Origin of the sequence: Arthrobacter sp. NPDC056493 (assembly GCF_042795115.1) — a bacterium.
Lineage (GTDB): Bacteria > Actinomycetota > Actinomycetes > Actinomycetales > Micrococcaceae > Arthrobacter.
In genome coordinates this window covers 1-11,428 of record NZ_JBHTSL010000094.1, presented here as the reverse complement: position 1 = coordinate 11,428, position 11,428 = coordinate 1, and the positions used below count along the sequence as shown (strand labels likewise).

At 66.6% G+C, this 11,428-nt stretch carries 9 protein-coding genes; 2 read left to right on the top strand and 7 right to left on the bottom strand.

All coding sequences use genetic code 11. The features are described from left to right. Positions 1-119: 119 nt before the first annotated feature. Positions 120-1,472, bottom strand: a complete 1,353-nt coding sequence (locus ACFQ50_RS23625) for an MFS transporter (RefSeq protein WP_377998042.1) — start codon at positions 1,470-1,472, stop codon at positions 120-122. 181 nt (positions 1,473-1,653) lie between these two features. Here ACFQ50_RS23625 and purH point away from each other — a divergent pair, with 181 nt between their 5' ends. Then, on the top strand, positions 1,654-3,339 hold the full coding sequence (gene purH / locus ACFQ50_RS23620; protein WP_377998041.1) for a bifunctional phosphoribosylaminoimidazolecarboxamide formyltransferase/IMP cyclohydrolase: 1,686 nt from the start codon (positions 1,654-1,656) through the stop codon (positions 3,337-3,339). Positions 3,340-3,413: 74 nt separating this feature from the next. On the opposite strand, the gene ACFQ50_RS23615 is transcribed toward purH, so the two are convergent. Both ACFQ50_RS23615 and ACFQ50_RS23610 read right to left on the bottom strand, forming a co-directional pair. Beyond that, a complete protein-coding gene (locus tag ACFQ50_RS23615; protein ID WP_377998040.1) occupies positions 3,414-3,593 on the bottom strand; it encodes a hypothetical protein in 180 nt (59 codons plus the stop codon). Next, on the bottom strand, positions 3,577-4,578 hold the full coding sequence (locus tag ACFQ50_RS23610) for a trypsin-like serine peptidase (protein ID WP_377998039.1): 1,002 nt from the start codon (positions 4,576-4,578) through the stop codon (positions 3,577-3,579). The genes ACFQ50_RS23615 and ACFQ50_RS23610 overlap by 17 nt, the downstream gene beginning before the upstream one ends. 373 nt (positions 4,579-4,951) lie before the next feature. On the opposite strand from ACFQ50_RS23610, the gene ACFQ50_RS23605 reads away from it, so the two are divergent. Next, complete coding sequence (locus tag ACFQ50_RS23605; protein WP_377998038.1) at positions 4,952-7,171, top strand: NADP-dependent isocitrate dehydrogenase; 2,220 nt, start codon at positions 4,952-4,954, stop codon at positions 7,169-7,171. A 126-nt stretch (positions 7,172-7,297) separates the two neighbouring features. On the opposite strand, the gene ACFQ50_RS23600 is transcribed toward ACFQ50_RS23605, so the two are convergent. The 4 genes from ACFQ50_RS23600 to ACFQ50_RS23585 form a co-directional block, all read right to left on the bottom strand. Further along, positions 7,298-8,113 (bottom strand): SRPBCC family protein, encoded by an 816-nt coding sequence (locus tag ACFQ50_RS23600; protein WP_377998037.1) that lies wholly within the window; start codon positions 8,111-8,113, stop codon positions 7,298-7,300. Positions 8,114-8,317: 204 nt separating this feature from the next. Then, positions 8,318-8,827 (bottom strand): mucin-associated surface protein, encoded by a 510-nt coding sequence (locus ACFQ50_RS23595; RefSeq protein ID WP_377998036.1) that lies wholly within the window; start codon positions 8,825-8,827, stop codon positions 8,318-8,320. After that, the gene (locus tag ACFQ50_RS23590) at positions 8,824-10,014 is read right to left on the bottom strand and encodes a serine/threonine-protein kinase (RefSeq protein ID WP_377998035.1); all 1,191 of its coding nucleotides are present in this window, start codon (positions 10,012-10,014) and stop codon (positions 8,824-8,826) included. Before ACFQ50_RS23590 ends, ACFQ50_RS23595 begins: the two co-directional genes overlap by 4 nt. 226 nt (positions 10,015-10,240) lie before the next feature. Continuing rightward, a partial coding sequence (locus ACFQ50_RS23585; protein WP_377998034.1) for an LPXTG cell wall anchor domain-containing protein occupies positions 10,241-11,428 on the bottom strand: 1,188 nt, incomplete at its 5' end.

Sequence of the window (11,428 nt, the reverse complement as noted above, 5' to 3'; positions counted from 1 at the left end):
GGTCTGGGGGGCTCTTTTTTGTTTATAAGCCCCCGCCCCTTGTTACTCGCTTTTGTTTTGTTTTGGCCCCCCAAAAACGACAACAACTGCGAGTCAGTTGGGAGGGGAGAGCAGGGCCGCTACTCGAGGCGGCGCTGGCGGGTTTCGGGGGAGAAGAACGCCATCCACAGCACGGCCAGGACCACCAGGCCGCCGGCGAGGGCGAAGGACGTGGCCAGCCCCAGCTGCGGCCAGAAGTAGTTCGCGAAGATGAGCGGACCGAAGCCCGCCCCCAGCCGCGAGAACGTGGACGCCCAGCCGAAGCCGCTGCCGCGCAGTTCCGTGGGGTACAGCTCGGAAACATAGGTGTAGAGCACCGGGATGGCCACCTGCACCACGAACCCGAACACCAGCAGCCAGAACACCGCGGCCGTTGGCACATCCACCGCGAACGCCACCACCACCAGGACCAGCGCGGACAGCGGCCCCGTAATGGCCAGCAGCCACTTGCGGCCCACACGCTCCACAAGCAGCGCTGCCGCGATCACGCCCAGGAGCCCGACGGCGGCCATTCCTGCCGTCGTCAGGAACGCCTTGTACTCGGCGAACCCGGCGCCAATCAGGATCCGCGGCATCCAGGTCAGGGACAGGTAGTAGACCAGCAGGATGCTCATGAACAGGGCCCAGGCGGCGGCCGTGATCTTCCAGTTGAACTGCCAGACCCCGCGCAGCTGCTGCCACGCGCTGCCGGCGGAAAGCCGCGGCACGGCCTGCGGCTCGGGCAGGCTGTAGGCGCGGGGCTCGGCTCCGGTGGCCTCGACCAGGCTGTCAATCACCCGGGCCGCCTCGTCGCGGCGGCCCTTGCGGATCAGGAACAGCGGCGACTCCGGCACGCTGCGGCGCACCCAGAACACCAGCAGCGCAGGCAGCACCATGACGAGCATGGTCAGCCGCCAGTCGGCAAACGCGGCCACGAGCCAGGCGGACACGAACCCGCAGAGCGCGGCCCCCACGGGCCACCAGCCGTCCATGGCCGTGAGGACCCTGCCGCGCTGCCGGCGGGGCGTGAATTCACCCACCAGCGCGTAATCCACCGGGATGCAGCCGCCCAGGCCGAATCCGGCCATGAAGCGGAACACGCAGAACCACAGGAAATCGGGGGAGAAGGCGCCAAGAACTGTGAAGACCGAGAAGATCAGCAGCGTGGCCGTGAAGGCCTTCCTGCGGCCGATGGTGTCAGCGATGGTGCCCCAGATGAAGGCGCCCAGGGCCATGCCGATCAGGTTGGCCGTGCCGATCCAGCCGGCCTCGCCCGAGGTGAGGCTCCAGTGCGTGGACAGCAGCGGAATGAGGATGCCGTTCAAGGTGACGTCCCACGCATCGAACATGAACCCCAGGCCGCCGATCACGAAGATCCGGCCCTGCACTTTCCAGCGCCACGGCAGTTCCTGGACCACCTGCTCGCCACTGGGCACAGCGGTGTAAATATTCATCTCGGCCTCCTGCTTAAACCTTACGTTGCGGAACGACCCGCAACGCCGGTTCCTTCGGCGGCGTGCACGCCCCGCCTTCACACTGGAGCCGCCAGCAGGAGGGGGTCCGCCGACACGATAAACTGGGCCGTATCCCCACCAACCGCGGCACATCGACCGCGAGATAAAGACGGAGACTTTTGTGAGCTTGACGCAGCTTGACCGTGTTCCCATCCGCCGGGCCCTGATCTCGGTATACGACAAGACCGGTCTGGAGGAGCTCGCCAAGGGCCTGCACGCAGCAGGCGTCAAAATTGTTTCCACCGGCTCGACCGCCAAGAAGATCGCCGCGGCCGGCATCCCGGTCCAGGAAGTCGAGGAAGTCACCGGTTCCCCCGAGATGCTCGACGGCCGGGTCAAGACCCTGCACCCGCGCGTCCACGGCGGCATCCTCGCCGACCGCCGCGTCCCCGCGCACATGGAGACCCTCGCCAAGATGGAGATCGAGGCCTTCGACCTCGTCGTGGTGAACCTCTACCCGTTCGTGGAGACGGTCAAGTCCGGCGCCGCACAGGACGACGTCGTGGAGCAGATCGACATCGGAGGCCCCGCCATGGTGCGCTCCGCCGCGAAGAACCACGCCGCCGTCGCCATTGTGGTGGACCCGACGTTCTACGGCGATGTGGTGCGCGCCGCCGCCGAGGGCGGTTTCGACCTCAAGACCCGCCGCCGGCTCGCGGCCAAGGCGTTCGCGCACACCGCCACCTACGACACCGCCGTGGCCACCTGGACCGCCAGCCAGTTCCTCGACGAGGACGGCGACGGCGTCATCGACTGGCCCGCCTACGCCGGCCTCGCCCTGGAACGCTCCGAGGTGCTGCGCTACGGCGAGAACCCGCACCAGCAGGCCGCACTGTACGTGGACAAGGCCGCCCCTGCCGGCATCGCCCAGGCCGACCAGATCCACGGCAAAGCCATGAGCTACAACAACTTCGTCGACGCCGACGCGGCACTCCGCGCCGCCTACGACTTCGCCGAGCCCGCCGTGGCCATCATCAAGCACGCCAACCCCTGCGGTGTGGCAGTGGCCTCCGCGGACGCTGCGGACCCGATCGCCGACGCGCACGCCAAGGCCCACGCCTGCGACCCCGTCTCCGCGTTTGGCGGCGTCATCGCGGCCAACCGTACGGTAACCGCCGGCATGGCCCAGACCGTGGCCGGCATCTTCACCGAGGTGGTTATCGCCCCCGGCTTCGAGCCCGAGGCCGTTGAAATCCTCTCCAAGAAGAAGAACATCCGCCTGCTCGCCCTCCCCGAAGGCTACGACCGCTATCCGGCCGAAATCCGCCAGGTCTCAGGCGGCGTGCTCGTCCAGATCACCGACAAGGTGGACGCCGAAGGCGACAACCGCGCCAACTGGACCCTTGCCGCCGGCGAAGCCGCCGACGATGCCACACTGGCCGACCTCGCCTTCGCCTGGACTGCCTGCCGCGCAGCCAAGTCCAATGCCATCCTGCTCGCCTCCAACGGCGCTGCAGTGGGCATCGGCATGGGCCAGGTCAACCGCCTGGACTCCTGCAAGCTCGCCGTTGAGCGGGCCAACACGCTGGGTGTGCAGGTTGAGTCCGACGTCGACGGTGCCGGCGGCGCTGCTAACGCCGAAACGGCAGAACCAGGCGCGGCCGGCGCTCCGGCCCGCGCCCGCGGCGCGGTGGCTGCCTCCGACGCGTTCTTCCCGTTCGCCGACGGCCTGCAGATCCTGATCGACGCCGGCGTCCGGGCTGTGGTGCAGCCCGGCGGCTCGGTCCGTGATGAGGAAGTCGTCGCAGCAGCCAACGCTGCGGGCATCACCATGTACTTCACCGGCGCCCGCCACTTCTTCCACTGACGAAGCACTTCTTCCGCTTACGGAAGCAAAGCGCGACGGCGGCTGCCCCCTTAAGGGGACGGCCGCCGTCGGGCTTAACTTGGTTTAGTTTCCTTCGGGTTGGGGCTGGCTTTCCTCCGGTCCGGCAACCGGATGTCCCTCGGGACGGCTTCAGCCATCCGTTCGGGGGTCCAGTAGGCGAGGATCTCCTCGGGCGTTTCGCTGACGTTGTGGCTTACGTCGGCACCGTCAGGTTCATCACTTGTTCTGTGCATAGTTGTAGACCTTCATGATGGTGGAACCCCAGTACGGCCCGAACATCGTGGTGGAACTCGTTCCATAGCCATAACTGTTGATGGAGTTCTGGAAGCCGTCCGCTCCGCTCACGGCATTCGTGTCGGCCTGCGCGAACCAGGGGCCGCCCGAGGAGCCGCCCGTCATGTCGCAGGAAATGCCCTGCGAGTTGAACTGCGGGTTGATGCTGTCATTGTGGGCCGTGCCCTTGCAGCTGACCAGGGTCTGGCCGGTGAACGGGGCCGCAGCGGGGTAGCCGTAGGACTTGTACGCCATGCCGCGGGGCTGGTTGAACTCCACTCCGGACGCCCCGACGACATCGGCCAGGGTCTTGCCGCCGACGCGTGCCACCACGGCGAAGCCGGTGTCGTACCGGATGTCGCCGCCGGACGTCCAGTTCCGTGGTGCGTGCAGCGACTTGGCCGCCCACTGACCGTAGGGGGCCTTTCCGTTGATGTAGCCAGGAACGAAGACCCAGTTCTTGGCGAAGGCGCCGGGCCCCTCATTGACGCAGTGGCCGGCGGTGGCCACCAGGCTGTCATTCTGCGCGGCAATCGAATTGCCGGAGCAGACGTAGTTGATCCCGCCGAGGGTGAAGAAAACCTTGCCGACGTGGCTCACCGGGGTTTCGCTGGAGTGCAGGGCCGTGGTTGCCGTGGTCTGAGGGGCCGTGCCGGCGAACCTTGTCAGCGCTCCCGTCTCGGCGGCAGCGGGGGACGAGGCGCCCGTGTTGTCCTGCCGGTCCACGACCTTGGCGGCCAGCACATCGCCGGGAAGGGCGGCGCGCATGCGCTCGGGTGTCCAGTAGCCCTGCAGGCTGGACACCGGGGTGCTTGCGACCTGGAGTTGGGTCAAGTCCTGCGACGTTGCAGAAGAGGCTGTTGCGCCGCCGATGGCGCTCACAACCAGCAGCAGGCCTGTGGACAGGCTCAGAAGGCTGCCGGCCAGAGTCTTTTTGCTCGTCATTGCGGTCCTACCTATCAGGTGGGGCGGCCCCGGGAGGCGCGCCGGGTGACTGATTGACCTACCCGGGGGACGACAAGCTCGGTTAGTGACGATTCAAGTCTTGTTTGCCAGGTAGGGGTGTGCTGATCTGCCCCTGCCGCAAGGGGTTCCAACTGGGTTCAGCCGCCGAAGCGGTATTCGTTTATGAGAGAAAGATTAAGACTCCTCGGCGCCGGGGACAATGGATAGTGTGGCGGAACCCACAGGAACAGGGTCACGCAAGGGCATCCGGCCGTCCGGGTAAGGCTCATCCGGTTCACCTCGGGTAAGTTAAAGGTTGGTGAAATAGACCGGAATACCAGATACAAGCCGACCTTCAGGGAGACGCCCGAGCATGGCCAAAATTATCTATACCCACACCGACGAAGCGCCGATGCTGGCCACATATTCGTTCCTGCCGATCATCGAGGCGTTCGCGTCCACGGCAGGTGTGCAGGTGGAGACCCGCGACATTTCGCTGGCCGGCCGCATCATCGCCGTCTTCGGCGACTACCTCACTGAAGAGCAGCAGATCGGTGACGCTCTGGCTGAACTGGGTGAACTGGCGAAGAAGCCGGAAGCCAACATCATCAAGCTGCCCAACATCAGCGCATCCGTGCCGCAGCTGAAGGCCGCCGTTGCCGAGCTTCAGTCCCAGGGCTACAAGCTGCCGGACTACCCGGACAACCCCACGTCCGACGAAGAGACCGCCATCCGCTCCCGCTACGACAAGATCAAGGGCTCCGCCGTGAACCCGGTCCTGCGTGAAGGCAACTCGGACCGCCGTGCGCCCCTGTCGGTCAAGAACTACGCACGCCAGAACCCGCACTCCATGGGTGCCTGGACCTCCGAGTCCAAGACCAACGTGGCCCACATGGACGCCAACGACTTCCGCTCCAACGAGAAGTCCGTGGTGGTTCCGGCCGACGGCACCATCGAAATCCAGCTGGTCCGCGAGGACGGCACGGTCAAGGTCCTGAAGAAGGCTTTCCCGGTTCTCGCCGGCGAAGTCATCGACGGCACCGTGATGCGCGCCGCCGCCCTGGATGAATTCCTGGCCGCACAGGTTGCACGTGCCAAAGAAGAAGGTGTGCTCTTCTCCGCACACCTGAAGGCCACCATGATGAAGGTCTCCGATCCCATCATCTTCGGCCACGTGGTCAAGGCTTACTTCTCCGAGCTGTTCGACACCTACGGCAAGCAGCTCGCCGCGGCCGGCCTGAGCCCCAACAACGGCCTCGCCTCCATCCTCAACGGTCTGGACGAGCTGCCGGAGGACGTCCGCGAGGGCGTCCAGGCCGCCATCAAGAAGGGCCTCGAGGAAGGCCCCGCGATCGCCATGGTCGACTCCGACAAGGGCATCACCAACCTGCACGTCCCCAGCGACGTCATCGTGGACGCCTCCATGCCCGCCATGATCCGCACCTCCGGCCACATGTGGGGACCGGACGGCAAGGAAGCCGACACCCTGGCAGTTCTCCCGGACAGCTCCTACGCCGGCATCTACCAGGTTGTCATCGACGACTGCCGCGCGAACGGCGCCTTCGACCCGACCACCATGGGCACTGTCCCGAACGTCGGCCTCATGGCCCAGGCCGCCGAGGAATACGGCAGCCACGACAAGACCTTCGAAGCTCAGGTCCCCGGCAAGATCCAGGTGGTCGACGGCTCTGGCAACGTCCTGATCGAACACGAAGTTGCCCCGGGCGACATCTGGCGCGCCTGCCAGACCAAGGACCTGCCGATCCGCGACTGGGTCAAGCTGGCCGTGAACCGCGCCCGTGCCTCCCAGACCCCCGCTGTGTTCTGGCTCGACGAGACCCGCGCGCACGACGCCAAGCTCATTGAGAAGGTCCGCGAATACCTGCAGGAGCACGACACCGAGGGCCTGCAGATCGAGATCCTGTCCCCGGTGAAGGCCACCGCCTTCACTCTGGAGCGCATCCGCAAGGGCGAGGACACCATCTCCGTCACCGGCAACGTGCTCCGCGACTACCTGACCGACCTGTTCCCGATCCTGGAACTGGGTACCAGCGCCAAGATGCTGTCCATCGTTCCGCTGATCAACGGCGGCGGCCTCTTCGAGACCGGCGCCGGCGGCTCCGCCCCGAAGCACGTCCAGCAGCTGCTGAAGGAAAACCACCTGCGCTGGGACAGCCTGGGTGAATTCCTGGCGCTGGCCGTCAGCTTCGAACACCTGGCCAACACCACGGACAACGCCCGGGCCCAGGTCCTTGCCGACACCCTGGACCGGGCCACCGGCACGTTCCTGCTGGAGAACAAGTCCCCGAGCCGTAAGGCCGGCGAGATCGACAACCGGGGCAGCCACTACTACCTGGCGCAGTACTGGGCGCAGGAACTGGCCAAGCAGACCGAGGACGCCGAACTGGCAGCTTCCTTCGCATCCGTAGCCGACGCTCTGACTTCCAATGAGGAAGCCATCGTTTCCGAACTGCTGGGCGCCCAGGGCCAGCCGGTGGACGTTGGCGGCTACTACCGCCCGGACGCCGAGAAGGCGGCCGCCGTCATGCGGCCGTCCGCAACGCTCAACAAGATCGTCGCGACCCTGAGCTAAGTCTCCGGACCACGGCTGAGCTGCCGGCTCTGTCCGAGCTGTCTGCGCCGAGACCGTAGAGAGCCGGGCCAACGAAACGCCCCGCCACTCTTTGAGTGGCGGGGCGTTTCCGCGTCCTGCTGGCTGCTAACGGTCGGGTATATCGTCCCGGCGGGTGTCCGTGTGACGGGTTTCGTTCCGCGGCTCGCCTGTGTCGCTGTCCCCGTAGGGGGCGTCGACTGCCATGTCCGGGTCGGCATCCACCGGCCGTTCGGTTGCCGAGGCATCGTAGGCGTCTCCGGATTCGTAGCTGCGGCCCGGGACGGCGTCCATGCCGGCACCCTCGGAGTAGCCCGTGCTGGCGCCCGGGTCGCCGTTGCCTCCCGCTGCCGCTCCGGTTCCGACGCCGGTTGTTCCGACGCCGGCACCGTCCCCGGCTCCCGCTGCTGCTCCGGACCCGACGCCGGTTCCCGTGCCGGCCGCTGCCGAACCCGGGTCATCGTCCACCTCGCCACCGCTCACGCTTTCACGCCAGGCGCCGGTTTCAGTGTCGCGTTCCTCGATGAATTTCTTGAACTTCCTCAGGTCCGAGGCGACCTGGCGGGAATCAAGTCCAGTGGCTGCCCCAAGCTTCTCCACCGCGGTTTCAGGCTCCCAGGTCAGCTCGACGTTCACCTTGGTTTCGTTGTCGCCCACGGACTCAAACCAGACGGTGCCTGAGTTCCGCGGCTCGTTCAGGCTCTCCCACGTGACGCGCTGGTCCGGTTCCTGAGCGGTGATCTGGGCGTCGTATTCGCGCTTCACACCGGAAATGCTGGTTTCGAAATGAACAGTGGTGTCATCGAGTTGGCGGACGGCGTCCACGCCGCTCATGAATTTGGGGAAATCCTCAAACTGGGTCCATTGGTTGTAGGCCTGGCGTACGGGGACATCGACAGTGATCGATTCCTGAACAGTTGCCATGCGTGGTTCACTCCTTCAGCGTACGGGCGGATGGCCCGTGGTTCTGATTGCCCTTGTTCGGATGGAACACCTCCAACGTAGCGGGAAGCAGCCGGCATTTGAAGAGAGAAGCTAAGTCTGCTGATTATGAGGCGCAGGCCGCTCAAATGGCGGCCGGTGCAGCGGCTTTCGGATGTGGGAAGGCCCAGAGCTGGTCTCCGGCGATTAGCCCTTGTTCTTGCCCGGACCCTTGTTCCCGTCCGAGCTCCCCTTGCCGGCGTTGTCCTTTTTTCCGCCGGTCACGGGTGCCGGAGCCACCACCGCCGGCGCAGGGGCCTGCTTCGCGGCCTCTGCCGCTGCAGCCTTCGCTGCGGCAGCCTTGGCGGCCGACGCCGCCGCCGCCTTCTTGGCTGCCTGCGCGGCGGTGAGGTCGGCACGAACCGAGTCGATTGCCCCTGAAATGCTCTGGTGGCGTTTGAAGGAAACCTGGCCGGCCGCGGCGGCCGCATCCAGCTCCGAAGACAGCCGGTCCAGCGACTTCAGTGCGACGGCCGGATCGCTTCCGGCAGCTGCCTTGGTGACCTCAAGGACGCGCTGCTGAAGCTGTGCCGCGGCGTCAGCCTGCAGCTCGGGCGCTGATCCGGTACACCCTGCGAGTCCGGCGGCCAGCAGACACCCGGCGACGGCGGCCGCCATGCGGCTCCAGCGGCGACTCGGTCGCTGGTATGCGCTCATGGTTCCACGCTCCTTTGCAACTCGACGAGGTGTTCACCCAGTGGGCCGGTGACGGCAGGGTACGGAACGACGTCGTGCGTTTCAGGTGAGTTGGCAGCGACGGTCACCGCGGCAGCGCTGCCCAGGAGGACGGCCGCCGCAAGGGCGGCGGCAATCCGGAAGCGCCGTCGCCCCCTCGCGCCAGCCGGGCGGCCGGTGTGGCGCGCTGGCGCCTTGGCTGTTGTTCTCGCGGTGGGCTGTGTCTCCGAGAGCCCGGGCGGGAGAATCGACGGCGCCCGGGCCGGCAGCGCGGGAAGTATGCGGGTCTGATCCTCGGCCAAGTCTGCGGGTGCGGACTGCGGTGATACGAGGGCGTGCCGGAGAGCCACTTCCAGGTCCGCGGCGGAGGGGCGCTCCAGCGGCTCAAGGGCGGTCATGGAGGCCAGCAGATGTTGCCATTCCGTAGGCAGGCCGTGGGGGATTTCGGGGGCCCGGTGCAGCCGTGCCACCGCTGACTCCACTGCGCTGCCCGGGTACTCAACAGTGCCCTTGATGCATTCCAGCAGCACAAGGCCCAGTGAATAGATGTCCGACGCGGGCGCAAGCGGGGAGCCCATGGCCTGCTCGGGGCTCAGGTACGCGGCAGTGCCCACCATCGTGCCGGTAGCCGTGAGGCGGGTGCCGTCCACGATCCGGGCAATGCCGAAGTCGGTCAGTTTGGGCCGCACCGGCTCGCCTGGGCGAACCTGGACGAGGAGGATGTTGGCGGGCTTGATGTCGCGGTGAATGATGCCCAGACCGTGAACGTAAGCAAGGGCGTCGGCGACCCCGGCGCCTATGACTGACAGTTCGTCGAGCGGAACGCGGCTGTGCCGGATGCGGCTGCGCAGGTCCTGGCCCTCCACGAGCTCCATGGTCAGGTAGGGCCGGGGCTGGTCAGGCACGCGGGTATCAACGCCGGCGTCGAAAAGGGTGACAAGGCTGGGATGGTTCAGGGCCGCCAGGAGCCGGATCTCGGCCTCCTGCCGTTTGAGCTCATCGGCATCTGCTGCCTGGGGCGCAAAGAGCTTCAGGGCCACGTCCCGGCCCAGGTTCTGGTCCCTGGCCGCATAGACCGACGACATGCCACCGCGGCCGATCACCTCACCCAGCCGGTAACGCCCGCCCAGTACATCCGTTGTCACCCCGCTGGGCGCTTCTTCCAACACGTTGCCGTCCTTATCAGCTCTGGCTCGGTGTTAAGGGTAATACGTTTGCTTATTACATGACGCCGCGGCTCATGGTCATGCTGCCTTTTAGGCGAGCCGCTGGACTTGCGGCCCGGCTTCGGAGCACGGCTTCGCCGGCGGTCCGACATCCGGAAGTCCAGAGGACTGCTTTGATGCGGACCGCCGACGATAGGCGCTTACTGCTGTCCGGAGAGGGTCCGGACTGTTAGGCCTTCTTCCGCCGGATCACCAGCAGTGCTCCGATGGCGAGCAGGACCACGGCGAGTGGCAGCAGCCCAGCGTCGGCGCCGGTGTTGGCGAGCGTCTGCTGTGCGGTGGCCATATTTCCGTTGGCCGTGGTTGCCGTGCTGGCCGCCGCAGAGACGCCAGTGGTCACCGAGCCGGCGGGCAGAATGGCTGCGCCGGTCGTGGTGGTCACGGTGCCAGCGCCGGCAGCGGCTCCACCGGCAGCGGCTCCACCGGCGGCGTCGGTACCGGATCCGCTGCCGTCGGTTCCGGTGGTGTCGGTACCGCCAGTGCCAGTTCCATCAGTGCCCGTTCCGTCAGCTCCCGTTCCGGTTCCATCGGTACCCGTTCCGTCGCCCGGGTCAGTAGCGGGAGGCGTCGTCACAGTTCCTGCGCCAAGTCCGATACCCAGATCGACACCCAGATCCAGGGCCGTGTCAGTTCCCGTGCCGACCCCAAGGTCGACGGTGCCTTCAGCGCCAGTTCCCAGAGAACCTGTGTTGCCAAGGTTCACGTCGACGACGGCGGCCAGGTCGGCGGCGGGAACGGTGGTGTCGGTTCCTGTGCCTGTGGTGTTGCCGAGGTTGATGTCGACGACGGCGGCCGCGGCGGCGTCGGGAACAACGGTGCCCGTTCCACTGCCGGTACCACCAAGATTCACATCAAGCGCGGCTGCCACGTTGGCGGCAGGAACAACGGTGTCTGTTCCTGTGCCTGTGGTGTTGCCGAGGTTGACGTCGGCGGCGGCTGTCACGTTGGCTGCGGGGGCGGCCGGGGCGGTGCCGGTGCCCGCCGTGTTGCCGAGGCTCGCGTCGACTACGGCTGCTACGTCGGCGGTGGGAACGGTGGTGTCTGTTCCTGTGCCAGTGGTGTTGCCGAGGTTGACGTCTGCGGCGGCTGTCACGTTGGCTGCGGGGGCGGCCGGGGCGGTGCCGGTGCCCGCCGTCGTGTTGCCGAGGTTCGCGTCGACTACGGCTGCTACGTCGGCGGTGGGAACGGTGGTGTCTGTTCCTGTCGCGGCGGTGCCGCCGAGGTTGACGTCTGCGGCGGCTGTCACGTTGGCTGCCGGGGCAGCCGGGGCGGTGCCGGTGCCCGTCGTCGTGTTGCCGAGGTTCGCGTCGACTACGGCTGCTACGTCGGCGGTGGGAACGGTGGTGTCTGTTCCTGT